Source organism: Agrobacterium sp. AGB01 (assembly GCF_014851585.1).
Classification (GTDB): Bacteria; Pseudomonadota; Alphaproteobacteria; order Rhizobiales; family Rhizobiaceae; genus Agrobacterium.
The window spans coordinates 42,134-65,391 of sequence record NZ_JACVAB010000004.1 but is presented as its reverse complement, the minus strand read 5'-3'; the positions used below and the strand labels follow the sequence as shown (position 1 = coordinate 65,391).

At 54.5% G+C, this 23,258-nt stretch carries 23 protein-coding genes; 6 read left to right on the top strand and 17 right to left on the bottom strand.

Features of this window, described 5'->3' with window-relative positions; translation table 11 throughout:
* Window positions 1–33: 33 nt before the first annotated feature.
* From IB237_RS15130 to IB237_RS15115, 4 genes are all read right to left on the bottom strand, one after another.
* Window positions 34–657: a zeta toxin family protein gene (locus IB237_RS15130; RefSeq protein WP_192489521.1), complete on the bottom strand. Its 624-nt coding sequence runs from the start codon at window positions 655–657 to the stop codon at window positions 34–36.
* Between the two features lie 8 nt (window positions 658–665).
* Entirely contained in the window at window positions 666–839 is a 174-nt protein-coding gene (locus tag IB237_RS15125) for a hypothetical protein (RefSeq protein ID WP_192489520.1), read from the bottom strand.
* Window positions 840–1,083: 244 nt separating this feature from the next.
* On the bottom strand, window positions 1,084–1,905 hold the full coding sequence (locus IB237_RS15120; protein ID WP_192489519.1) for a bifunctional allantoicase/(S)-ureidoglycine aminohydrolase: 822 nt from the start codon (window positions 1,903–1,905) through the stop codon (window positions 1,084–1,086).
* Between the two features lie 84 nt (window positions 1,906–1,989).
* The gene (locus IB237_RS15115; protein WP_192489518.1) at window positions 1,990–3,402 is read right to left on the bottom strand and encodes a Xaa-Pro peptidase family protein; all 1,413 of its coding nucleotides are present in this window, start codon (window positions 3,400–3,402) and stop codon (window positions 1,990–1,992) included.
* A 316-nt stretch (window positions 3,403–3,718) separates the two neighbouring features.
* On the opposite strand from IB237_RS15115, the gene IB237_RS15110 reads away from it, so the two are divergent.
* From IB237_RS15110 to IB237_RS15090, 5 genes are all read left to right on the top strand, one after another.
* Window positions 3,719–4,609, top strand: coding sequence for an ABC transporter substrate-binding protein (locus IB237_RS15110; RefSeq protein ID WP_192489517.1), 891 nt, complete (start codon window positions 3,719–3,721; stop codon window positions 4,607–4,609).
* 57 nt (window positions 4,610–4,666) lie between these two features.
* The gene (locus IB237_RS15105; protein ID WP_192489905.1) at window positions 4,667–5,533 is read left to right on the top strand and encodes an amino acid ABC transporter permease; all 867 of its coding nucleotides are present in this window, start codon (window positions 4,667–4,669) and stop codon (window positions 5,531–5,533) included.
* Complete coding sequence (locus IB237_RS15100; RefSeq protein ID WP_305852555.1) at window positions 5,530–6,291, top strand: amino acid ABC transporter ATP-binding protein; 762 nt, start codon at window positions 5,530–5,532, stop codon at window positions 6,289–6,291. The genes IB237_RS15105 and IB237_RS15100 overlap by 4 nt, the downstream gene beginning before the upstream one ends.
* A gap of 9 nt (window positions 6,292–6,300) precedes the next feature.
* The gene (locus tag IB237_RS15095; RefSeq protein ID WP_192489516.1) at window positions 6,301–7,194 is read left to right on the top strand and encodes an ABC transporter substrate-binding protein; all 894 of its coding nucleotides are present in this window, start codon (window positions 6,301–6,303) and stop codon (window positions 7,192–7,194) included.
* 144 nt (window positions 7,195–7,338) lie between these two features.
* Window positions 7,339–8,052: an aspartate/glutamate racemase family protein gene (locus IB237_RS15090; protein ID WP_192489515.1), complete on the top strand. Its 714-nt coding sequence runs from the start codon at window positions 7,339–7,341 to the stop codon at window positions 8,050–8,052.
* A 5-nt stretch (window positions 8,053–8,057) separates the two neighbouring features.
* Here the strand turns inward: IB237_RS15090 and IB237_RS15085 are convergent, their stop codons facing one another.
* Both IB237_RS15085 and IB237_RS15080 read right to left on the bottom strand, forming a co-directional pair.
* A complete protein-coding gene (locus tag IB237_RS15085) occupies window positions 8,058–8,945 on the bottom strand; it encodes a MurR/RpiR family transcriptional regulator (protein WP_192489514.1) in 888 nt (295 codons plus the stop codon).
* A 341-nt stretch (window positions 8,946–9,286) separates the two neighbouring features.
* On the bottom strand, window positions 9,287–10,687 hold the full coding sequence (locus IB237_RS15080; protein WP_192489903.1) for an FAD-binding oxidoreductase: 1,401 nt from the start codon (window positions 10,685–10,687) through the stop codon (window positions 9,287–9,289).
* A gap of 96 nt (window positions 10,688–10,783) precedes the next feature.
* Between IB237_RS15080 and IB237_RS15075 the strand changes: the two genes are divergently transcribed.
* Window positions 10,784–11,710: a LysR family transcriptional regulator gene (locus IB237_RS15075; protein WP_192489513.1), complete on the top strand. Its 927-nt coding sequence runs from the start codon at window positions 10,784–10,786 to the stop codon at window positions 11,708–11,710.
* An 18-nt stretch (window positions 11,711–11,728) separates the two neighbouring features.
* Here IB237_RS15075 and allE read toward each other — a convergent pair whose 3' ends face one another.
* The 11 genes from allE to IB237_RS15020 form a co-directional block, all read right to left on the bottom strand.
* Window positions 11,729–12,472 carry a (S)-ureidoglycine aminohydrolase gene (gene allE / locus IB237_RS15070; protein ID WP_192489512.1) on the bottom strand — a complete coding sequence of 248 codons (744 nt, stop codon included), beginning with the start codon at window positions 12,470–12,472 and terminating at the stop codon, window positions 11,729–11,731.
* A gap of 39 nt (window positions 12,473–12,511) precedes the next feature.
* Window positions 12,512–13,633: a M20 family metallopeptidase gene (locus IB237_RS15065; protein WP_210323969.1), complete on the bottom strand. Its 1,122-nt coding sequence runs from the start codon at window positions 13,631–13,633 to the stop codon at window positions 12,512–12,514.
* Complete coding sequence (locus IB237_RS15060; RefSeq protein WP_192489511.1) at window positions 13,633–14,571, bottom strand: polysaccharide deacetylase family protein; 939 nt, start codon at window positions 14,569–14,571, stop codon at window positions 13,633–13,635. Before IB237_RS15060 ends, IB237_RS15065 begins: the two co-directional genes overlap by 1 nt.
* Window positions 14,572–14,580: 9 nt before the next feature.
* Window positions 14,581–15,480 carry a polysaccharide deacetylase family protein gene (locus IB237_RS15055; RefSeq protein WP_192489510.1) on the bottom strand — a complete coding sequence of 300 codons (900 nt, stop codon included), beginning with the start codon at window positions 15,478–15,480 and terminating at the stop codon, window positions 14,581–14,583.
* 13 nt (window positions 15,481–15,493) lie between these two features.
* Window positions 15,494–16,225, bottom strand: a complete 732-nt coding sequence (locus IB237_RS15050; RefSeq protein ID WP_192489509.1) for an aspartate/glutamate racemase family protein — start codon at window positions 16,223–16,225, stop codon at window positions 15,494–15,496.
* Between the two features lie 30 nt (window positions 16,226–16,255).
* Window positions 16,256–17,062, bottom strand: a complete 807-nt coding sequence (locus IB237_RS15045) for an ABC transporter permease (RefSeq protein WP_192489508.1) — start codon at window positions 17,060–17,062, stop codon at window positions 16,256–16,258.
* Window positions 17,059–17,916 (bottom strand): ABC transporter permease, encoded by an 858-nt coding sequence (locus tag IB237_RS15040; RefSeq protein ID WP_192489507.1) that lies wholly within the window; start codon window positions 17,914–17,916, stop codon window positions 17,059–17,061. Before IB237_RS15040 ends, IB237_RS15045 begins: the two co-directional genes overlap by 4 nt.
* Window positions 17,913–18,983 carry an ABC transporter ATP-binding protein gene (locus IB237_RS15035; protein WP_192489506.1) on the bottom strand — a complete coding sequence of 357 codons (1,071 nt, stop codon included), beginning with the start codon at window positions 18,981–18,983 and terminating at the stop codon, window positions 17,913–17,915. The genes IB237_RS15040 and IB237_RS15035 overlap by 4 nt, the downstream gene beginning before the upstream one ends.
* A gap of 4 nt (window positions 18,984–18,987) precedes the next feature.
* On the bottom strand, window positions 18,988–20,019 hold the full coding sequence (locus IB237_RS15030) for an extracellular solute-binding protein (protein ID WP_192489505.1): 1,032 nt from the start codon (window positions 20,017–20,019) through the stop codon (window positions 18,988–18,990).
* Window positions 20,020–20,074: 55 nt separating this feature from the next.
* Window positions 20,075–21,721, bottom strand: a complete 1,647-nt coding sequence (locus tag IB237_RS15025) for a thiamine pyrophosphate-binding protein (RefSeq protein WP_210323968.1) — start codon at window positions 21,719–21,721, stop codon at window positions 20,075–20,077.
* A 634-nt stretch (window positions 21,722–22,355) separates the two neighbouring features.
* Window positions 22,356–23,192: an IclR family transcriptional regulator gene (locus IB237_RS15020; RefSeq protein ID WP_192489504.1), complete on the bottom strand. Its 837-nt coding sequence runs from the start codon at window positions 23,190–23,192 to the stop codon at window positions 22,356–22,358.
* Window positions 23,193–23,258: the final 66 nt, after the last annotated feature.

Genomic DNA, 23,258 nt, shown 5'->3' with positions numbered 1-23,258 from the left:
TTAGTTCATGCCTCGTGACCAAATAAATTTTTTTCAGATTTTCTTCCTAAAACCCTCGTCGAACCGGACAAGATCGTATGCTTCGCACACCTTGCCGGAGAACAGCTTGTGCAGCTCTTTACTGTCGTCAATATCGAAGGATAGGATGTCGCCGGAGCTTATGACGAATGCCTCGTGCGGTTCAAGGCCGCTGTTATCGATCAGCACGACCTCATCAGCTATCTTGAGAGCTGCCGTTAAGTTCGCGAACGAGCCCTTGTGCCGTCTATGTATATTTTCTTCAGGGATGTCATGGCCTCCCTTCATCACACGTTGGCGGACACGTTCTACATTCCGCTCGACGGAATCCAAGGCTACATAGTAGAGACCAATGGTGAACCCAGCAGATTTGGCATCGCGCATTAACCTGATGGACTGTTGGCTGCTCAACGTAGTCTCGAAAATGAAAGACTGCCGTGTCTCAATCATTTCTGCTATGTATCGAAGAGCGGCGCGGCCAGCTTGAATGTCCGTCGATTTGCCATCATCGTTCGCCGGCATCATTTTAGCGATTTCGTCCGCGTTTATCCAGACACCTTCAAGATTGAGTTTCGCAAAAGCGGACGATTTCCCGGAGCCATTCGGCCCCGCAAGGAGGATGCATGACAATTCAAGCATTCAAAATGCTATCTCGCCATAATTGAGGATCGATCCTCACGCTCGCGCTTGGTGCGCTCATCAACTTCGTTCTGGCGATCTTTTGCGGAGATCGTTAGGCCCATACGTCTACTTTCAGCCAAAGCTTCCCGGCCGATCTGCTTCAGCGCTTCTTTGTTCTCGCGATACTTCTGCAAGAGCATGATGAATCTCCTAGTCCGTTTAGAATATAGTGCGTTCAACGCCTGAGGGCAAATGTCTGTTGAGACAAACTCTACCATCGGAAGCGAACGTCAATTAGGAACGTTGAACTAAAAAGACGGCGGTGAACGAGCCCCGGGATATATTGACTACTCATCAAAACTCATTGCACGTTAGGGCCTAATGAGCGAAACGCGATCATCATGCTGGCAACTAATGGCTTTCAGCAAATACAGCAGCATTCGCTCAAGGCCATAATGACACGTGGCGGTTCACATCCTTGTAGAGCAGGTAACGGAAGCGGCCCGGTCCACCGGCATAACATGCCTGCGGGCAGAAGGAGCGCAGCCACATGAAGTCACCGGCCTCGACCTCGACCCAGTCCTGATTGAGGCGGTAAACGGCTTTGCCTTCAAGCACATAAAGACCGTGTTCCATGACATGGGTTTCCATGAATGGAATGGTCGCGCCTGGCTCAAAGGTCACGATATTGAGATGCATGTCATAACGCACATCATCGGGATCGATGAAACGGGTTGTTGCCCAGCGGCCATCCGTTCCGGGCATGGCCGAGAGTGATCGCTCATCTTCATGCGCGAAAATTGCTGGCGGAAGTTCCAGTCCTTCAACTTCCTGGAAGACCTTGCGAACCCAGTGAAACTTAACAGCCTCAGTGCCGGTATTGCGCAGCTTCCACGACGAACCCGCAGGAATATAGGCGAAGGAGCCGGTGCGCACCGTATGCTCGACGCCATCAAGTTCGATGACCATACCGCCTTCAACCACAAAGATCGCCGCCTGTGCACGTTTGTCCGGCTCAGGGCGATCACTGCCGCCACCCGGCTGCACTTCCATCACATATTGCGAAAAGGTTTCGGAGAAACCGGTCAGTGGTCTGGAAAGGATCCAGGCACGTGTCACGTTCCAATACGGCAGCACACTGGTGACGATGTCTGTGAGAACGCTGCGCGGAATAACGGCATAGGCGGTCGTGAAAACGGCTTTGCTCGATAGCAAGCTTGTTTGTGGAGGATGCCCACCCTTGGGTGCGTAAAAAGGTGAATGCATGGCAGTTGGACCTGACAGATTCTACGTGAGGAATTAACAGTGCAGCCTTTGCAGGCTGGCTACACTGTTGTTGGCAAGACGTTTTTAGCGAACGCGATAGGGTTCGAGTGGCGTATGGTGGCTGAGATTTTCGTAGCCATCCGCTGTCACCGTATAGCAATCTCCAATGTTGCAGCCAGCAGACAAGGGTTCCAGCCACTGGGCGTGCAGCACAAAGACCATGCCTTCCTCAAGTTCCCCGTAATTGTTTGAGGAAATATTGTAGTTCGCCATTTTCGGCATGCCGACCGAATGGCCGAGGTTCGGGTTATGCGGACCGTGGGTTGCCGGGTAAACATGCATGAGCTTCCGTCCCTGCTCCTCCCAGGAAGGGGATGGCACATATTGACGGGGGATCAATCGGGGGGAGCCATCCGGCATTGCCTGCCAGTTAAATGGCATTTCACGTGCTTCTGGTGAGGTGAGGAAGCCGCGCTCAATGTAGGCAGAGAAAGCGGCGTTGTTGACATCCCGTGCGAGTGCGCCTGGGCGTATGATGGCTTCTGCTCGCCGCATCCCATCAAGGCATGTCTCGATGACCTCTTCTTGGCGCTCAGTCAGAGATCCCACCGCAATCATTCTTGCTGTTTGCGCGTAGTATCCGCGGTAAGTTACATTGGAGACATAGAGATTGATGAGATCGCCATGGCGTACGACATGGCCGAATGGTTTGCCGCAATGCGTCCCGTATTCGTTGATGCCGATTTGATAGCCGTCTCCGGTCTCGCCGCCAAGGCTCAGTTGTGCATGCGTAAAAGCTGCGTAGATTTCGTGATCGGTCACACCTGGTTTGGTCACATGGCAAGCGGCTTCGTAGCCGATGCTGATCAATTGCGAGGCTGCGCGAACCATTGCCACTTCCCGTTTTGACCGGACGCGCTGCATGCGATCAACAATGCCATTGGCTTTTTCAAAACGAGATTTAGGCAGTTCCTCCTTCAGAGCATCCCAGTAGGGTTCGGAACTGCGATCGCCGATGAGACCGATCTGAGACCGATCAAGTTTCAGATCCTGCAGGCACTTGGCACAGGCCTGACCGGTCTTTTCGCTCGCAGAGCCCGGTCGATCCAGATACTCCCGGCCCCAGGGAGCTATCTGCCAGATGTCTTTGACCAGCAAAGGTTCACCGGCGGGTGGCAACAGAACCGAGCTTCCAAAGAAGGATAGCAGTGTCAGTGGCTCGTTTACGTCAGTCGGGATGATCAGGACGCCCTCACGCATCCAGTCACACACATAACGCAGGTAGGAGTTTGAAGTGTGATACCAGCCAATCACATCCGAGTGGATGACAAGCACGTCATATCCAGCACTCGATGCCTCCTGCCGAATGCGCCTCAACCGATCTTCGTACTCTTCAACGGGCAGAGGTGGAACCGGCTCGAAGTCAAAACTGGGCTGGAAACCGTCAAGCAGATTTCTGTAACGACCAGCCAGATCTTTTGAGGGTTTGTGAAGCATGTGAAATTTCCTCGCCGATGTGAAAAATAATTTTCAACAAAAGAACACAGGTTCTGGCTTGAAATCAAGCGGGCTTTTTACAATCTGCAAGGTCACTCGGGATAATTTTTAATCTCGGGGCAATGAAACATTATAGAAAAGCTGATTTTTTGGCGGTTTTCGGAAGACTTTCAAAATTGCCGTGACGAAATCACGAGGCGTTTTCATTTTCGAATATTGTTGACATCGTGAAATTTATGTTTCAACGTTTCGTTAAAAGGGCGCTCAGGTAAAAGCCGGGCAAATTAGAGGTGAACAAAAAATGGGAACTAAAGCCATGCACGTATCCAAAACAAAACTCTTTGCACTAACGATGCTGGCGGGCGTGTTTGCGATGCCATTTGCCGGTAGCGCACAAGAGGTTGCTTTTGACCAGGCGCTTCAGGATATGTTGCCGAAGGCGATGCGAGATGCTGGCAAGGTGACGGTTGCGACAACCGCTTACACGCCGCCAATCGTCTTCATGGGACCAGACAATACCGAGATTATTGGCCTCGACGCCGATATCATCCACGCGTTCAGCACGATGTTTGGTGTAAAATTTGAGATGACCGATCTTGGTAATTTTGCAGCACTGATACCTGCCTTGAAAGCCCGGCGTTTCGATATGTCAATTTCCGGCATGGCTGCTACGGTCGAGCGCGAAAAAGAAATGGATATGATCCCTTACATGTATGATGGAAAAACCATCATGGTGCAGCAGGGCAATCCTCTCGGCATCAAGTCTATGGAAGACCTGTGCGGCAAGAAAGTTGCGGTTGGAGTAGGCACCGCCCAGGAAGCTCTGGTCCAGCAAACATCAGAGCAGGTCTGCAAGGATCCAATCGAGGTATTGTCCATTCCGAAGCAGCCTGAAGTGCTGATTGCTGTTCGTACGGGTCGAGCAGCTGCGACTGTCGGCGGTTATGCGACAGGTGTTTACACCACCAAACATCAAATTCAGAACGGTGTTGGCATGGAAGCGTTGCCTGAAGTGCGCCAGGACGTTGGTTACAACACCATTGCGCTTGCCAAGGGCAATGACGAATTGCGTGACGCTCTGCTGAAAGCCTTCCAAAAGCTGATTGACTCCGGCAGTTACGCCAAAATGCTTGAAAAGTGGGAATTGGCGCCGCTTGCGATCGAAAACGCGCGGCTGAACGATGCTGCCAATCTCAAAAAGAATTAAGGGAGAGGGCGCGTGTCGGTTGAAATAACTCACCCTTCCACTACTCCTGCATCCGAGATGGAGACTGTTCCACTTCGCCACTGGGGCAGGATGATCGGCGCTGCGGCTGTTCTTGGCTTACAGGGCTTCCTTGTCTACATTATCTCAGCAAGCCAAAGCATCAGTTGGAACGCCATTCCGGAATATCTCTTTAACCCCGCGATTTTGCGCGGAGTTCTTGTCACCATTGAACTCACTATTCTTGCAATGGTGATCGGTACGACTATCGGCGTGTTATTAGCAGTCATGCGAATGAGCGCTAACCCGGTACTGAGCACCGTCTCGACAGCTTATGTCTGGTTTTTCCGCGGGACGCCTTTGATGGTCCAGATCTTTTTCTGGTTCAACATTGCCCTGTTCATTCCTGTCGTCCGTATTGGTGACTTCTCAATTTCAACGAACCTGCTGATTTCCGCCTACAGCGCTGGCTTGCTTGCACTTGCTTTACACGAGGCGGCCAATATGGCGGAGATTGTCCGTGGCGGTATCCTGTCGGTTGATGGTGGACAAATGGAGGCGTCACAGGCACTTGGCATGATGCGCAGCCAGGCAATGCGGCGCATTATCCTGCCGCAGGCCATCAAGGTGATCCTGCCGCCAACTGGCAACCAGGCAATCGGTATGCTCAAGGCAACAGCAATGGTCTCGGTGATTGGGACTCATGATCTGCTGACCCAGGCGCAGAACACCTATGCGAGAAACTTCCTTGTCATCGAGCTGCTGATCGTTGCCTCGATCTGGTATCTGGCCCTGACGACGGTCGCCAGTATTGGCCAGCACTATCTCGAGAAACATTTCCAGCGTGATCTGCAGCGGCAGCCAACCCAGACGTTAATGAACCGGATCGGACGTTCCTTCAATCCATTCGCGGGAGTACGCGCATGACTAGCATGGTTTCAGCCGAGGGGATCGTCAAATATTACGGTAACTTCGAAGCATTGCGCGGCGTAAATCTTGAAGTTCAAAAAGGGGAGGTCATGTGCATTGTCGGTCCTTCAGGCTCAGGCAAAAGTACATTCCTGCGGTGCATCAATCACCTCGAAACCATCGATCGTGGCAAGCTGCGGGTAGACGGGCAACTGGTGGGGTACGAGGAACGCGCCGGGAAGCTGTTTGAACTCAAGGAGAAGCAACTGGCGGCGCGCCGGGCAGAAATTGGAATGGTGTTCCAGCGTTTCAACCTGTTCCCCCACAAGACGGCAATTGAAAACATAATGGAGGCACCCGTTCTGCTTAGTCGATTAAGCAAAGCGGAAGCGCGTGATCTCGCGACCTCTCTTCTCAAACGTGTTGGCCTCTATGAAAAAAGAGACAACTTTCCCGCACAGCTGTCAGGTGGTCAGCAGCAGCGTGTCGCCATCGCCCGCGCTTTGGCTATGCAACCAAAGCTGATGCTGTTTGATGAGCCTACCTCAGCACTCGATCCGGAACTTGTTGGCGAAGTGCTGGCGGTCATCAAGGACCTTGCCAAGGAAGGTCGCACCATGGTTATCGTCACGCACGAAATCGGATTTGCCATGGAAGTGGCCGATACACTCGTATTGATGGACGAAGGTAATGTCGTTGAAAAAGGAAAGCCAAAAGACGTGGTGTCTGCGCCAAGCAATCCGCGTACCGCCGCTTTTCTATCCAGCGTGTTGTGAGGTTGTCCGTTGGCTGATCGTATACGAGTAACCGAATCCTCTCCTGCTGCAAAGTTTGCTCCACAATATGTTGCCCAGGAGCTTGGCTTCTTTGACGAGTTGGATCTCGATGTTGTGTTCAACATCGATGCCGGTCCGGCTGGGTCGTGGCTGGCAGATAATCTGGTTCAGAACCGGGCCGATATAGCACTGGGCGGAATATGGCTGCCATTTGCATATCATGATCTCAATATTGCCAACCTGGCGCCGGTTGCTGCGGTTTGCCATCGCAACCCGGCGTTTCTTGTTTCTCGTAGACCGTTGGAATGCGTATTCGACTGGAGAGTGCTTGAGGGAAAGAAAGTGCTTTTGTCGTTGGCTGCGACGAGCCAATGGATGTTTCTCGAGGGAGTACTGCTCGAACACGGCGTGGACCTGAGCAAAGTGAAATTCGTACGCGATCTTCACATCGAAACGATGCGCGGTCTTTGGACAAGCGGCCTGGGTGATTTCTTCCTGGCTGAACCGGGCACAGCGTTTGCAATGGTTGAGCAGGGAGCGACCATTGCTGCGACTTTGGCCGAAGCAGCCGGCCCGGTGCCATGGAGCGTTTATTATGCCCGGGCTGGCGACATTTATCCCGAAGCTCCAGTCATGCGCTTCAAGAGTGCGATCGAGAAATCAGTAAACTGGATACTCGACGGTAATCAGAATGACACTGCGAAGATCGTTGCACGTCGTTTGGGTGCGTTTGATGTTGCGCGCATGGGTGACATTGTTCAGCACCTGATAACATCGGGAACATGGCAACGCAGTCTTGATATCGATGTGGAAGCCACCGCGCGCTACGCGATGATGATGGTCAATTATGGCCTACTGCAAAACATGCCAGATATTAAGTCTGGGTTCGCACCAGCGATCTAAACGGAATTCCATCTTTCAACTGTGTCTGAAATGCTGATCCGGCGTGAGCACATCAACACCCGGATGTCAGCCGTCACCCATTTATCTTCACGAACTGCCTAGAAATGCGGGCGTGATGAAGCCTGGTCATCTCCGGAGAACGTCATGCAAATTGCTTTAATTAACCCCAACACAACGCAGGCAATGACGGATCGTATCTGCATTGCGGCAAGGACTGTCGCTGCCTCCGGAACAAATATTATCGGGTCGCAGCCCGCTATAGGTCCCGCCGCAATTGAAGGACCATTCGACGGGGCCATGGCCGTGCCTGGATTGCTCAAGGAAATTTTCGAAGCCGAGAGAAACGGTGCAGATGCGCATATCATTGCATGTTTCGATGATACTGGACTGGATGCGGCGCGCGCCATCGCATCCAAACCTGTCATTGGCATTGGAGAAGCGTCGTTCCATGCCGCAAGCCTGATCGCTCACAGTTTCTGTGTGGTAACCACGCTTTCTTGTTCAGCACCGATCATTGAAGACAACATCCAGCGATATGGGTTTGGTCGCCGTTGCCGACAGGTGTTTGCGACGGATATTCCAGTTCTCGAACTTGAAAACCCGGAAAGTAGGGCTGCAGACCGGATTTCGGATTTTATCGAAAAATCAATCCAGCTGGGGGCAGAAGCCGTCGTTTTGGGATGCGCAGGAATGGCGGAATTTGCAGCGGAACTGCAGGAAAAACACAAGCTTCCTGTCATTGATGGTGTCAGTGCTGCCGTTGGTCTTGCCGAGATGTTCGTGAAATGCGGAATTTCAACGTCAAAGCAGCGCGTCTGGGCTACTCCATCGCGCCATCAACTTCTGGGTAGCTACTGAATATCTCATTGCGGCATTGACACGTCGTCAAGTGACTTGACCAACCTGTCAATTCGATCAAAACGGTCTAGGCTTTCCTGACCCATCGCAGTTGTGACACTCCACGCCAGGTAGTTGATCACGGTCAAAGCTGCCGCGAATGAGTGGAACGGCGAGGGTGATTGCGTACGACACTTGATCACAAGGTCTGCTGCCTTAGCGCTTGCGGCAGCGCTGAGATCGCTAATCAGAATAGTTTTTGCACCTGCTGCACGGGCCTCTTTGAGGATCGTGGGCAAAATCCGTGGACGCCTCCGGAAGGCAATAACCAGCAGCACGTCGCCAGGTGTCATGGACGCGACTTCATGTGAGTAGCTGGCGTTGCCGGTTGGTAGCACCTGTACGTCGCTTTTGATAACGGTAAAGTAATGCGCAGCCTGGTGGGCAAGACCGTAGCCACTGCGAAGGCCCATGATCCATAGGCGCCGAGCGCCGACGATAGCATCGCTCGCCTCGGCCAGCGTTTTCGCTGGAATACTTTCCGCTGTCGCGCGGATATTATCAATGTCCAACTGGACTGTGTTGCTGATCGACACTGTGCCTGATGGTGCCTGATCGGGATCAGCCAGACCAGCGCGAGGTGAACCCCAATGTTGATCTGTTCTGACCTGGCGCTTTGCGTCAGGATAGCTGGTGTAACCTAAAGTGCGGATTAAGCGGGCCGCAGTCGCCTTTGATACCTGGGCCTTTTGTGCCAGCTCACCGGCCGTGTAGCTCGGCAAATCCATCTGGAACTGCAAAAGAACATCAGCAAGGCGTTTTTCGGTGGGCGAAAGATCGGGGTAGATGGCATATATTCGCGCCTCAAGAGAACGCGGCTTTTTCTGCGCCGCCGATGGCCCCGAAGACTTCACGTGAGGTTCCTTACTGTGACAGTTTGTAAAGCTCACCGTATAAGAATTCGACAGCCATATGCAAGTGACTCTTCATTGAAGTCATTGATTTCAAATTGTCTTAGCGATCGTCCTGTCAGTCGGTGTGCGTTGAAGGCGCAAATGCGTCGAACTCCAACCTACAGGAAACCTGGGTGGTCGCTTTCTAGAGATTTAGACGTTCAACAAAACGTTTGGATTTTCCATAAACCGCTTCAACCCGGCAGGTATCGTAAATAGGAAGTACCTTAGCGCCAGCTATCACAACTGGTCGTCGGATGACTCTCATTCGAACGCTGCTAGGAACACGATTTAGTATCCTGTTACGATGCACTGTTGTCGACAACTTTCCCTGGATTGAGCAGGTCCCTTGGATCGATTGCCTTTTTTAATACCTGCATAAGTTGGATTTCCTCAGGAGTTCTGGTTTTTCCGATCCAAGGCCTTTTGAGCGTACCGATCCCATGTTCCGCTGTGACGGTTCCTTCTCGCTCGGCTAGAACGTCGAAGAGACGGCGCTCAACCTCAGCTTCGAGGACGTGATCTCCTGGTGGTATCGGAACAATAACGTGAAGATTACCGTCGGCTATATGTCCGAGATAGAAAACCTCTTCCTCGATCACATCTTTGAGCGCCAGTTCACACGCCTCGATAAAATCATCAAGGCGTGTTGGTGCAAGGCCGACGTCAAAATTCAGGTGGCCGCCGGTTTCGCGACCTATGTCGCCAATGGCTTCACGTATCGACCACATGGCCGCAGCATCGGATAGCGAGCTCGCAACAGCCCCATCCGTGATGAGTTCTGCGGCGAAGCATTCTTCCAGCCAGACATGCAGTTGCTCGCTGTCTTGGCTGCTGATTTCCATGAGCACGTAAAGCGCATGTTCCGTCTCGATCGGTTTGCGGGATACCGCGAGCATCTTGTTGGCGATGTTCCAGTATGCGGGCCACATGCCTTCGAATGCGGTGAGGTCTGCCTGGAAAACCCGTCTGGCTGAAGCGAGGCATTGCAGCGCCGACTTGTAGCTCGGCAATCCAAAGAGGACAGTTTGCCGATCACGCGGGGCAGGGGAAAGCCGTAGGACTGCCCGGGTTATGATTCCAAGGCATCCTTCGCTTCCGACAAACAGCTGTTTGAGGTCAAAGCCGGCATTGTCTTTCAGCATCGAACGCAAGTTGCAGACGATCGTGCCGTCTGGGAGCACCACTTCAAGCCCGAGAACCTGATTGCGTGTCATGCCGTGTCGAAGCACACGAATACCGCCTGCGTTGGTCGCGATCGTTCCACCGATCGTTGCCGATCCACGCGCACCGAGATCAACAGGGTATTCGAAGCCTGCCGTAAGGGCGGCTTCCTGTACTGTTTCCAAAGCCGCTCCGGCCCATACAGTCAGGCTTGCATTTTCGATGTTGACCTCTATGACGCCCTTCATTCTTTCCAATGACAGCGCAACACTGTCAGGGCTGGGCACTGCGCCGCCGGAAAGGCCGGTCAATCCACCCTGCGGCACCACGGGCATGCCAGCGCGGTGGCATATCCGCATGATGGCGGAAACCTGCTCCGTATCCGCCGGTCGCAAAACGGCCAAAGGCATGCAGGCATTTGCAGTCGATGAGTCCTTGGAATGGCGTTCGCGAACATCGGTTCCGGTGAGATAACCCGTCGCACCCAACAGCACTGCGAGGTCGGCAAGCGCCTCTTTGGTCTGGTAATCATTCGTCATAGTCAAGCGGGAAATCCTGTTATAGAACAATGGGGTTAAAGCAAATTCGAGGGAGCAGTCTCATTATGAGGATACCTCTGCGACGGGTAATCTGGCATGGATGAAAGAACGGTTCCGCGCTTGGCGCGGTTGACGGCGTTGCGATACTTCTTCGAAGTTGTACAATATGGATCGTTTCGAAAGGCAGCGGACGAAATCCATGTTGCCGCATCGGCCATCAATCGCCAGATCAGCCTTCTGGAAGCGCATCTTGACACGAAACTGTTTGATCGTGATCGAGGCCCGACGGGGCTTCGCCTGACGGAAGCCGGCCGCATTCTGCATTATCGGCTTTGTTCCGTGATGAACGAACTGGCGATTGCTGGCGATGAAATCAGCGAGCTCAAGGGGCTTCAAAGAGGGCACCTGAGGATTGGTGTCAACGAAGTTATCGCCATGGATCTGCTGCCCGATGTCATTGCCGAACTGCACAGCCGTTATCCCAACCTTACCTTCAAGACGATTGTTGAAAACACGCCCGAAATCGTCAAGCGACTGCATGACGGCGACGTGGATATCGGTTTCGGTTACAATTTCCCTTCGATCAAGGAACTCAATTTCCTCTCGGTCATGCAGCGCAAGACGTATCTGATCACATCGCCCAGTCATTCGCTTGCACGCCGCAAACAAGTCAGATTGAAGGATATTGATGGCGCGGATTTCATCCTCCCTGATCGTTCTCTCGCTCTGCGTCGGATGCTCGATGATGCATTTGCTGCTACTGATTTGAAGATCAATCCGATCATGGAAACCAATTCATTCACCTTCCTGCGAACCATGGTCCAGGCGGGTCTGGGGGTGAGCATCGTCACGGGTCGGTTCATCCGTAACAGCCCCCAACGTCTCGCCTTCATCGATCTCAAGGAGGATGTCATCAAGTTCGGCGTCCTGTCTTGCTGTAGCAGCGCCGGACGGACACCGGTCGCCGCCGCTGCTGCTTTTGCCGAGGTGGCGAAGACCTATTTCTCCACCATGGACGAGTGACCGTCCCGGTCGAAATACTCAGCCCGCCATCGGCGAGCGATTGTAGTTCTTGTAAATCAAATAGCGGGATCGTTCCCTACCAAGCGCGCCGAACCACTGCGGAACATGCGGCCCCATCCAGATAAAGTCGCCCTTCTGCACCGGATACCAATTGTCATCCAGCCGGTAGATGCCGCCGCCGTCGATGAAAAGCAGTCCGTGCTCCATGAAATGAGTTTCGACATAAGCAAGTGATGCTCCGGGCTCGAAGCTCATCAGGTTGAATTCTCCATCGAATATGGGGTCGATGGGCAGCATCTTTTGCACCTGCAGCGCATCATCGCCGCGCAGCGCAAATGACGGGCATTCGCTGGAATGGCTCACAAGGAGTTTGGGGTATTGCTCGCCGTTTGCAATGAAGCGCCATTGATAAAGCACGAAACGCGTATTTTTCGCATAAGCCAGTCGAGTTGCCAGGAATGGAGGCAAAAAGGCGAAGTTTTCCCGGCCGAGTTCGTGGCTCGCTTCATCGGTCTTGATCTCGAGCTGGCCATCGAGCACGAACAGGAAGCTTGCAAGCTCGGATGAGCCGATCGTAGCCTCTGCCTGCGCACTCGTTTCCACCAATGCCATGCTGAACCGTGCACCCATTTGGGGAGAGATCACATAGACAAATTCTGCGCTCTCCCACCCCGGCTGGGTGACGCGCTCAAAGCTCTCCGGCGTGAGGAGAGCGTGGTTTGTCTTGATGGAACTGCGGGTTGATCCGAATGTTGAAAGCATGTTGATAATCCAATGGGTGTGCGAGCAGGGTGTATGTGTTCAGGCACCGAGGCTAAGGAACAGTCGACGCAGCAGCAATTCGCGTCGCGCCAGTGCCGAGACCAGGATGTGCTCGTTGGGAGAGTGCCAGAAGTTGCCGATTGCTCCGAGCCCATCTAGCGTGGGCGTGCCGACGGCTGAGGTGAAATTGCCATCGCTACCGCCGCCACTGGAGGTCTCAATCAGCGAACTGCCGATGTCATGCGCGATGGCATTGGCATGTTCGAAAAGGCCGACGGTCGCATCACTCCGTTCCAGACAGGGCTTTTCGATTTCACCGTTGATCTGTATCGAAACATCAGGGTTATATGGGTCAATGTGGTTTATCGCACGTTCAGTGGCGTATCCGGCATTATTTGACGAAAACCTCACATCGACAAGGCAATGTGCCGCGCCGGCCACAACATTGGGCTCCGTCCCCCCGCCAATGGCACCAACATTGACTGTGGTGCCTGTTGCAAGGTCGGTCATGGCGTCCAGTTTGACGATTGTACGGGCAAGCTCTGAGATGGCCGAGCGACCGTCGGCAAATGCAGACCCAGCATGGGCTTCGCGACCTGTTATGTCGATACGGTATTTCGCGCGACCTTTGCGAAAGGTAATTGCCTCGTCACCACGAGCCGGCTCGGGGATCAAGGCACAGGCGACCTTGCGTGCCTCTTCCTGGATAAGCGCATAGGAGGTAGGTGAGCCGATTTCCTCATCAGTGTTGAAGATCAGCGTCAATGGGCCTGGCATTCGTTCGCCGGAGCGTACGATATTGCGAATTGCCGAAAAGGCGAGGTAGGCGCCGCCCTTCATGTCGGCAATGCCTGGGCCATAAAACCTGTCACCATCCCGCCGCATGGCGATCGAACCCGGTGCACAGACCGTATCAAGATGGTTGGTGCAGAGAATACCACGTCCCGGACCGCCGTCGAAACGCAGCACCAGATGATCACCCATGCCATCACGGCCTGCGATCCGTTCGATCGCACAGCCGAGTGGAGCAGCCTCCGCCGTGATGTGGTCGAGCAACGCGCCGATGACATCGACACGGCCGGTCGGAGTTTCGAATTTCACCCAGTCGATCAAGCCTTCAAGCAGGGCCTCGTTATCGGTCATCACAGCGTCCACGGCCATCAGCTGAGGCTTCCTTCATGATTTTGCCAGATCGACGCTTCCAGCTTGAGATGTGTCGCTGCAGGATGTTGGCTGACCCAATGGTCTGCGATCTGGGAACCTGTGGGATTCCACAATCCGGGCAGGGCAACGGCTTCACGCAGGAAGGTGTCGAGATTGTTGAGACGGTGCCCCCAACCACTGCGTTGTGGTGAGACCGTCATGGAAAAGTAACGACCACGCCGGTACTGCGCAAAAAACTCTGATTTCCAATTGCGAAGCAGGACATCAGGTCGCTCCAGCCCGGTACCCTCGGCCGGGAACATTAGGAAGAAACGATCATCAAAGTGATAATAGTAGGGAAGCGTCAGCAGGTTGCGGCGAGTGTCGAAATCCGTGACCCAATAATGGGGCGCGTCGTCCGCAAGGCCGTTGCCGAAATAGTCATATCCATTGTCGATCAACAGATCGATTGTTCTGCCGCTGACATTGCCAGTGGCGAACGGATCGGTCGGGCGCGGCAAAGAGAACCAGCCTTTGGGTCGCGTGCCGATCACTTCAGTCATGATGTCGGTCGCCTGGGTGATCCGTTGTACCTCTGCCTTGTCGTTCAATGTCAGCGGGTCTTCACCGAGCAGACCATTCACGGCAATCTCGTGACCTGCTGCCGATAGTCTTTCGATCGTCGCGGGGTAGATTTTCGCGATTGCGGCCGGCACAGCAAAGGTCGCTTTGAGCCGGTGGTTGGCGAAGGTTTCTAGGAAGGCATCCAGTCCTTCATTCATCCCGAAATGATAGGTGGGGTAAGAAAGCGATTTTTCGTCCAGCCCTGACGGTGACGTCGCCGGGCTAAGGTCCACGACGATGCTGAAACCGCATTGTTTTTCATGTGGCCAAGCAATGTCTGCATCGGCAATGCCGATCTCGTCTGATATCGTATAGTCCTGTTTCCAAGGCATTGAGCTATCTCACTTAGACGGAAGTTTCTGCTGATCGAAAGGGAAGTGCTCGAAGCAATGTTGAGCAACATCCGCGCAGGTCGGGAACCAGACGCCTGGTAGCGTTTTCATGCGCTGGATCAGTTTTTCCAGCATGTCGACACGTGCGGCATGACCAGAGACGAACGGGTGCAGCAAAAGATTGAAATAACCGCCGACGCGATACTGCTGCTGGAAGGCCTGCCACCAGATATCGAGGACATAATCAGGATCATAGATCCTCTGCGCTGCATTGGGCGTGCCGAGCCAGCCGAAGCTGAAATACATCGCGTCATCAATGGCATAGTGGAAGGGGAGTTGCAGGATCACATTTTCACCGTTCTGGTCCGTCTGATAAAACGGCATTGAGCGGGCAGATGTGAACGAGTTGTAGGTCACCCCCATTTTACGCAAGAGAGCCGGAGTGTGGCTGCTTCGTGTGCCGATAATTGGAGCCTCTGCGATCTTTGAAAGGGCTGCAATTGCCTTGCCGAGATGATCTTCTTCCAGAGCGAGATCATCCGGAACCTGATGTTCCCACATATGGTCGGCCAGCTCGTGACCGGCCTCGACCGCGCGATGCAAGGCTTTCGGGTAAAGCTCGCAGATACGCCCCGGTGTAAATATGGTCGCCTTGACGTCGTTTGCATCGAACATGTCGAGCAAGCGCCAGATGCCGACGCGCCCGCCAAACTCGCCCTTGCTGCGCTGGAGCGCTGGCTCGTTCCACAACCGTCGAAGCAGCATTGCATCGAAGTCGAGTGTGAAGTTGACGGCGATCTGAACCCCTTCGGGGTAGCGGAAATCAGGGATTGCGACATGCCGGGATTGACTTTTGTGTGCGGCCGCTGCAAGCGCCTCGATCCCATCCGTCTCGAATGTTGCTGCCATATTCAGATGCTCCTCATGCTGTTTTTTCGCTGGCCGTTCTCGACCTGGTCGAGATGCCGTAGCTCAGCGAGGCTTCGGCAGATTTGATCCCCGCGACGACGGGATTGATGATCGGGATGCCGAGTGCGCGTTGAAGCCGCTCCACCAGACCATCGACGAAACACATGGCGAGACAACCAAGCACGATGACATCGGCGCCATCATCGACGCAGTGCCTTGCCGATTGGATCATCTTGTCAAACGCGCTTTCGGGCCGGCGACGCAGATCGGCCACGGAGGCGCCGACGATATGTTCGGAAACGAAACGGTCGCTTAGCCCCATTGAGCGGATGCGCCGCCGCAGGCCCTGTGGTGTTGGGTCGGAAGACAGTACGGAAATGCGCTCCCCAAATTGCACCGCCGCCAATAGTGATGCCTCGCCGGGTCCGATGACTGCCGCACCAGTCAGTTCCCGCAAGGCATCCATACCCGGATCGCTAAAGCAGCCGATAATGACGGCCTCATAACCGGCCTCACTCCACTGCGGCGCAATCGGCTGCAGGTTTGAAAAAACCATTGCCGCATCGACTTGGGATTCGATGACATCAGGACCGGTCTCGGGAGACGCAATGTCGATGTGAACCGATGGTGAAACCCATCCGCGCAACATTTTCTGTCGGCGTTCCACTTCACCAGTGCTGGTGACGCGGTGCAGCGGGCTGACGAGTTGATAGAGGATTTTTCTGGGATGCAAGGACAATGTCATGACAGGATATTCTCGCTAAGCAGTCTGCGGTCAGAACGCACGTTGAAGGCCGACAATTTTCTGGATCAGGGCGACGCCCAGGGCAGAGAGCAGGATCGATAACGTTGCCGCTGCCGCCGCTGTCGGCCTGAACTCGTAGGTCAGGAAGTCGAACAGCGCCAAAGGCAAGGTGTTGCCGCCGACCGGCTTCAACAGCAGTGAGATCGTGTAGAGGTCGAAGGATGTTATAAAGGCGAAGACCGCGCCCATCACGACGCCGGGTGCCGCAAGCGGCAACATGATGCGCCGGAACGTATCCCAGGCCGAGGCACCAAGGCTTGCCGAGGCTTCTTCCATGGCCGGATCGATCTGCCGGAATGCCGCAATGATCGAGACATAGGCATACGGAAAGGCAATCAGGATATGACCCATCTGCAGCCCCAAATACGTCTTGGCAAGCCCGATCTGATAGAGGAAGAACAACAGGCCGATCGCGGTTAGAAGTTCAGGCACCAGCAACGGCAGTGTCATCGAAATCTGGAAGACCATCGCCAGTCTTTTCGACAAGGCCTGACTGCACAGGGCAGCCATAATGCCCAGCACGCTTGTCACCAGACTGGTCACCAGCGCCAGCCGAAGTGACATGAACAGGGCATCCACCAGATCCTGACGCTGGAAAAACGCCACAAACCATCGCAGCGAAAGCCCTTGCGGCGGTACACGCATCAATTCCCCGCCAGTAAACGAAGCGAGCATGATGGCCGCCAGCGGCGCGAGCAAAAATACGTAAAGAAGAAGAACGAGGGCGCCAAATGAAAAGCGTGCAACGCGTCCGTGAGGTGAGGCGATAGTCGTCATGCGCGCACCCTTTCCATCAGCTTGGCCGTCAGCAGCGAAAAGCAGATGACGATGGAGAGTGTGGCGACCGACATGACGATTGCGAGCGTCGAGCCGAACGGCCAGGCAAATGTGCCGGTCAGTTCACGAATGATCAGTGTCGGCATGAGGTTGACCATCTGGCCACCCAACAGGGCCGGTGTCACATAGGCGGCAACGCTGAGCACGAAAACAAGGATCACGCCGGGCTGTATGCCCGGAAAGCTGAGAGGCAGGATGATGCGCAGGAAGGTTGAAACCCTGCCTGCACCAAGCGACAGTGACGCTTCCGACAGAGCCGGGTTAATGTTGCGCAGCGCATTGTTGATCGGCAGCACCATGAACGGAACGAAGACATGGACCAGCGCCATGATCACAAGGCCTTGCGTGAACAGGAGCCGCAATGGCCTCGAGATCAGACCAAGCCCGATCAGCGAGGCGTTCAACGGACCATCAATTGCGGTTACAATCATCCATCCAAAATTGCGAACGAGTACCCCGGTCATCAGAGGCGACGCGATGCAGGCATAAAGCAGCAGTGCCTTGCCACCCCGCGCCTTGGACAGGTGCCAGGCCAGTGGATAGGAAACAATCAGACATAAAGCCGTGACGATCGCTGCGGTCACGAGGCTTCTCAAGAGCGTCGTCATGAAGAAGCTGTCGCCGAGGACGCGCACATAATGGGAGGTGGTGAAGCCATCCCCGTAAGGTGCGTTGGTGCCTGATGTGCGGAAGCTCATTTCCACCATGCCGGTGAGCGGCAGGATGAGGAACACAAATAACAGCAGGACAGCTGGAATGCCCAGCAGGATCTGCAATTTCCGGCCTCTGGTCATGGCGTCACCTCCGGCATCAGCCAAGCGTGTTCGAGCGCAACTGAGATGCCGACCCGCTCCCCTGCAGAAATCTCGGTGTTTGGCGGCACGGCAAGTTTCAACATGCCGCCGGTGCCAAGAGAGACTTCGCAATGTTGGCTGGCGCCCAAAAACGCCGCCTTCGAAACGACGCCCTCAAACAGTGCCGAAGGCGATGCTGGGTCGGGCACCAGTGTCAGTGATTCAGGGCGTAGCAGAAGTTCGGCGCGATCGCCGCTCTTCAGTGTTGCGACGCCGGGAACCTCAATTGAGCGGCCAGCCACATCGATGCCATACATATTCGCCGAGGAGCCGATTATTGTCGCCGCAAGGAAGTTTGCCTCGCCTGTGAAATCGGCGACATAACGCTCGCTTGGGCGCTGATAGATTTCTCGTGGTGTCGCGAATTGGGCGACCCTGCCGGATTTCATCACCGCGACCTTGTCGGAAATGGCCATGGCTTCGGCTTGGTCGTGGGTAACGTAAAATGCAGTGGTGCCGCTTTGTTGCTGAACCTCGCGGATCAGGCAGCGGACCTCGTCACGCAGCCGCGCGTCAAGGTTTGCCAATGGTTCGTCGAGCAGGAGCAGGCGCGGTTCAATAACCAGAGCGCGCGCGAGCGCGACACGCTGTTGCTGCCCGCCGGAAAGAGCGCGGGGCAGGCGGTCTGCAAGACCGGTGAGACGCACCATCTGCAGGGCGTTGTCGATACGCTGCTGATGTTCGCTCTTCGGTATCTTGCGGAACAACAGACCGTAGCCGACATTTTCGGCGACGGTCATGTGCGGGAAAAGGGCGTAGTTTTGGAAGACCACGCCGAAATCACGCCGGTTGGACGGCATTGCCACAATGCTTTGGCCATTGACACTTATGTCTCCGAAATCTGGAGACAAGAAGCCCGCTAGGCATCGCAAGGTTGTGCTTTTCCCACAGCCGGAGGGGCCGAGGAGCGAAATCAACTCCCCGGTCTCGGCCTGAAGGCTGACGCCGTCGAGAGCGACGACATCTGCGTAGTGCTTTGTAAGCGCTTTGACCTCCACCTTTGCCATGGCTTTAGATGTTCCGTGCCCATTGATCGGAAAGGGCGGCGCTGATCTTGTTGGCCTCCGTCCAGTCGAAACGCAGGGCTTTCGAAACTTCCTCCTGGCTGAGAGGCCATTTCTGAACTTCAGGTGGCAGCGCGACCGTCTTGTTTGTCGGTGCGATCAACCAGTTTTTTGCCATCCAGCTCTGGGTCTCGGGGCTAAGCACGAAATCGATGTATTTCGCGGCATCCTGCTTGTCGGCGCCATTCTTCAACAGGCTGAAGGAATGGTCGAAAACAAACATGCCTTCTTCCGGAATGACGTAATCGACCGGTACGCCTTGGGCCTGCATGGTAGAGATCTCGCCGAGATCGATTGGCGCGACCGCGATCTGCCCCTGGGTCAGCAACGGTGTCAGCTGAGCAGAATAACCGAGTTGCGGGAAGGGCTTCAGCTCTGCGAATTTCTTCACGGCGGTGTCGATGTCGTCATAACCCGAGCCGAAATGCTTGCCAGTCCACATCGCCATCATCATGGCAGCCGAGTTGGTGATCGCGTAAAGGCCGAGTTGCCCCTGGAAGCGTTCATGCCATAGATCGGCCCAGCCGCGGGGCTTTTCGGAAACGAGGTCGGTTCGATAACCAAGGACTAGAGGCGCCAGCATGCCAGTGACGGCGGTGTCGTTCTTGAGACGGGCGGGTGCGATGACATTGGCCAGGTTCGGAACCAGCTCAGGCGTCAATGTTTCGAAATAACCGTCATCACGCAACATGGCCGTGTAACGCTCGTTGAGCATGACGGCGGAAAATGGCGGGTTCTGTTGGCCGGCGGCCCGAAAATTCGATACCCAGCCCATGCCGAGACCGATGTCGAGATTGACAGGGCGACCGATTATTTTTGAAAAGTTCGGCAAAACCGTATTGCGCCAGTCGTTTTCCCAGCGGCCGCCAAACATGTTGACGATCAAAGGGCTGGCCTGTGCAAAGGCCGGAAAACCGATCGACGTGGCGGCTGCGGCCATCATCGATGTTTGAAGCATTCTGCGACGTGTCAATTGCATGTGTTCCCCTTTTCTTTTGATAGGTATGCTTGACTGTATGTCTTGGTGTCTGGGCTCAGCGCATCGGTATGTGATTGGCGTCGAGTTTGAGATCAATCAGAAGCGGGCCTGAGAGATTGCTGATGGCATGGCAGGCGACGTCCAGATCCGCTTCGGATCGTACCGTCACGCCCGCCGCGCCCATGGCTTTCGCGATTGCAGCGAAATCCGGCGAGCCGATCATCGACAGTTCAGGGTTCATCGACCGGTTGGTGAACTGGATGTGTTCCGCCCCGTAGCTGTTGTCGTTGCAGACGATGATGATGAGAGCGAGGTTCTCCCGCACTGCAGTAGAGATTTCCGACAGCCCTCCAAGCATGAAACCTCCGTCACCTGCTACCATAACCACCGGCTCTCCGGCTGATGCAATGGCTGCCCCTATTGCCTGTGAGAGACCCAGTCCGATTGCGCCAAAATTCACCGTATGGATAAGATTTTCAGGGGCCGTGACCGGAAAAGCCAGCCAAGCGGTCGTGACGAAGCGGCCGAGATCCGTAACAAGCGTCCTGATGGGTGGCGTCGCATTGTTGAGACGCGCAAGTGCGAAATCGATGTCGACCACACCCGTTGGCAGTGCCTTGGGTTTGCTTGCTGCCTGTTCGATAATGCTATCGCGTTGCGGCGGCTCGCCAACCGCAAAACCGGATGGCTCAATGTCTGCGGCCTGAAGCATGTCGCACATGGCATTTGCCATCAGGGCGGCATCGCCGACCAGTCCGATTGTCGGTACGACATTGCTGGCAAGATCGGTGGGCCGCGACATGATCTGGATAATGCGTTTTCCGCGAACGAACGAGCCTTGTTCCGTGGTGTGACGGCTGAGGCTTGCACCAAATGCAATGATGCAGTCGCTTTGCACGATAAGGTCTACCGTTGCCGGATGGCTGAGGCCTCCGAATACGCCGAGGTTCCACGGTTCACCTTCAAACAGCCCGGAGGCCTTCAAGGTTGTTGCCAGCGGTGCCTCGATCTGTCTTGCAAGTTTGACCAGTGCTTCACGCGCATCCGCGCTCGCAGCACCGCGACCAGCCAGAATGATCGGACGCCGTGCTCCGGCGATGATGCCAAGTGCTTCGTCGAGGTCTTCACTTGCCGGAACCAGCGCCCGAGTTTCGGGCATGCGCAGCTTTGTCGGAACGACATCGCAGGGCTCCCATTGCAGATCGACCCGCATGTTTAGAACGATGGGGCGCCGTTCGAGCTGGGCTTTGCGGAATGCGGTTGCGATATCTTCCGCGACGGTCTCACGCTTGCGCAGTTCAATAAAACCGGCTCCAGCTGCCGCAATCAGTTCACGTTGATTGATTTTCTGCAAATGCTGCAGATTATCCGGCGGTGTATCACCGCAGACGAGAACCAAAGGGATGCTTCCCTTTGCACCTTCGGCTAGCGCCGTTATTGCATTGGTCAGGGCAGGTCCATGCGTTATGGTCGCGACACCGATACGGCCGGTCCGCTGGGCATATCCAAGCGCCATCAATACGGCGGACGCTTCATGAGTTGCCGCGATATATCGGACATCTTTGTTCTTAACGAAGCTATCGACCATGAAAAGGTTTGCGTCTCCGATCAATCCGAAGAGGCATTCCGTGCCATAAGCGATGAGCGTCTCCGCGACCACTTCGTGGACGACGCGACTTGTGGTGCGGCCGTTGGCTGACAAGATTTAAACCTTCCGGTTTCTGAGTTCCCGTTTTTTGTTACCCCAATCTGGTAAACCATACGCGGAATGAAAAGCGGAATTATAAGCGTATAATGATCTCGAAATTAGATCTATATATTAGATCATGGTCGAATATTTTGCGCACCGCACACCAATTGAGCGATGAGCGCTTATTTGGTGGGCATTCGGTGTAGACACCGACATTTCTTTAAATGCCAACGGCTCGTAGAAGACAGGAGTTGACCCAGACAAGACATGATGCATTTCCAATGTTCTAAGCACTGCTGGAACAAGCAGATGCGGTAACACCGATCTCCATCACGCCGCTCCGTTCTGCGGCTAACGTCGACGGAGCGATGTTTGCAGAAGGCCACCAAGCTTTTAGCAAAGTGACGTCCAAGTGACGAGAATTACAGCCCAGCGCTAATTTATCCCACGGTTGTGATACACAATGACCGTAAAGTTAGCGGTCTGCTACGTATATTGACTACTCATCAGTCGATTGCGGACACAGTTTAAATTGATCGTGCGAGTTTCTACGCGGCTGCAACGCCTCAGTAGCATAATCCCCTCTCGCGATAACGAAATCTGGAAATGTAAATTGGCGGTCGTGCGTAACTCACGATGCGACTAATCAAACATGTTCAATCAAACTTCCCAGTAACTCTGCATCGCGCCTATGCTCCTGCTGGGTCACTGGCGCATGCGCGGCCATCCCCACTTGCAGTTCACGGGAGAAGCTGGCGGCAGCCTCGCGTACCTGCTTTGCCAAATCTTCATCACTTTCCGCATGACTGCGGTTGAGAATACGCGTTAGGCTGCCAATGACGGCACCCTCATCATTGAAAATTGGTGCAGCGATCGCCGCAAGCCCAGTCTCGAATGTGCCAACAGTGATGCAGTGACCAGCTTTTTTAATGCCCTGCAATCGCCGGCGGAAATCATTCCAGTTATCGCCAAGGCTCGCCTGGGCAATCTCAGTGCCTGATTTCAGGAATAGCGATTTAATGCGCGCTGATGGAAGATTGGCCAGAATGGCTAGCGATGCGGCTCCCTTGAAGAGAGAGAACGGCAAACCTCTGGCGCGCATTAACGGCACTGGAGCAATGCCATTTGCGGCACTGTTTTCCTGACGTAAGCACAAAACCCTGTCTCCCCAGAGGCCGCAAAGGATTAGTACGCTGTTTGGCACCTGCCGCGCATATCCGGGCATGATGGCATTGGCGACGGCCGTCATCGGATCGCTGATCTGGATTTTTCTTTCAAGCTCCACGATGCGCGGACCAAGCGAATAGCTGCCACGGCTAAGCTGTACCAGCAGGCCAGCATTACAGAGGACGCGCAGGTAGCGATAAGTCGTTGAGCGCGTCAGGTCCAGCTTGATGCTGATTTCATCTGGAGAGACGGTTGGGCTTTCGTCGTCGAGAAGGTCCAGGATTTCAAAAGCCCTGTCGATACTTGTCTTTTCCATGCTGCGTTCCTTGGTGCCGATTGCGGCGTGTTTTCATGCAAAATACAGAAATGTGAAATTATCGCA

What these genes read in the sequence shown, in the direction of transcription:
- IB237_RS15130 (WP_192489521.1), bottom strand. Translation starts at nt 657, where the DNA reads ATGCTTGAATTGTCATGCATCCTCCTTGCGGGGCCGAATGGCTCCGGG.
- IB237_RS15125 (WP_192489520.1), bottom strand. Translation starts at nt 839, where the DNA reads ATGCTCTTGCAGAAGTATCGCGAGAACAAAGAAGCGCTGAAGCAGATC.
- IB237_RS15120 (WP_192489519.1), bottom strand. Translation starts at nt 1,905, where the DNA reads ATGCATTCACCTTTTTACGCACCCAAGGGTGGGCATCCTCCACAAACA.
- IB237_RS15115 (WP_192489518.1), bottom strand. Translation starts at nt 3,402, where the DNA reads ATGCTTCACAAACCCTCAAAAGATCTGGCTGGTCGTTACAGAAATCTG.
- IB237_RS15110 (WP_192489517.1), top strand. Translation starts at nt 3,719, where the DNA reads ATGCACGTATCCAAAACAAAACTCTTTGCACTAACGATGCTGGCGGGC.
- IB237_RS15105 (WP_192489905.1), top strand. Translation starts at nt 4,667, where the DNA reads ATGGAGACTGTTCCACTTCGCCACTGGGGCAGGATGATCGGCGCTGCG.
- IB237_RS15100 (WP_305852555.1), top strand. Translation starts at nt 5,530, where the DNA reads ATGACTAGCATGGTTTCAGCCGAGGGGATCGTCAAATATTACGGTAAC.
- IB237_RS15090 (WP_192489515.1), top strand. Translation starts at nt 7,339, where the DNA reads ATGCAAATTGCTTTAATTAACCCCAACACAACGCAGGCAATGACGGAT.
- IB237_RS15080 (WP_192489903.1), bottom strand. Translation starts at nt 10,687, where the DNA reads ATGACGAATGATTACCAGACCAAAGAGGCGCTTGCCGACCTCGCAGTG.
- IB237_RS15075 (WP_192489513.1), top strand. Translation starts at nt 10,784, where the DNA reads ATGGATGAAAGAACGGTTCCGCGCTTGGCGCGGTTGACGGCGTTGCGA.
- allE (WP_192489512.1), bottom strand. Translation starts at nt 12,472, where the DNA reads ATGCTTTCAACATTCGGATCAACCCGCAGTTCCATCAAGACAAACCAC.
- IB237_RS15065 (WP_210323969.1), bottom strand. Translation starts at nt 13,633, where the DNA reads ATGGCCGTGGACGCTGTGATGACCGATAACGAGGCCCTGCTTGAAGGC.
- IB237_RS15060 (WP_192489511.1), bottom strand. Translation starts at nt 14,571, where the DNA reads ATGCCTTGGAAACAGGACTATACGATATCAGACGAGATCGGCATTGCC.
- IB237_RS15055 (WP_192489510.1), bottom strand. Translation starts at nt 15,480, where the DNA reads ATGGCAGCAACATTCGAGACGGATGGGATCGAGGCGCTTGCAGCGGCC.
- IB237_RS15050 (WP_192489509.1), bottom strand. Translation starts at nt 16,225, where the DNA reads ATGACATTGTCCTTGCATCCCAGAAAAATCCTCTATCAACTCGTCAGC.
- IB237_RS15045 (WP_192489508.1), bottom strand. Translation starts at nt 17,062, where the DNA reads ATGACGACTATCGCCTCACCTCACGGACGCGTTGCACGCTTTTCATTT.
- IB237_RS15040 (WP_192489507.1), bottom strand. Translation starts at nt 17,916, where the DNA reads ATGACCAGAGGCCGGAAATTGCAGATCCTGCTGGGCATTCCAGCTGTC.
- IB237_RS15035 (WP_192489506.1), bottom strand. Translation starts at nt 18,983, where the DNA reads ATGGCAAAGGTGGAGGTCAAAGCGCTTACAAAGCACTACGCAGATGTC.
- IB237_RS15030 (WP_192489505.1), bottom strand. Translation starts at nt 20,019, where the DNA reads ATGCAATTGACACGTCGCAGAATGCTTCAAACATCGATGATGGCCGCA.
- IB237_RS15020 (WP_192489504.1), bottom strand. Translation starts at nt 23,192, where the DNA reads ATGGAAAAGACAAGTATCGACAGGGCTTTTGAAATCCTGGACCTTCTC.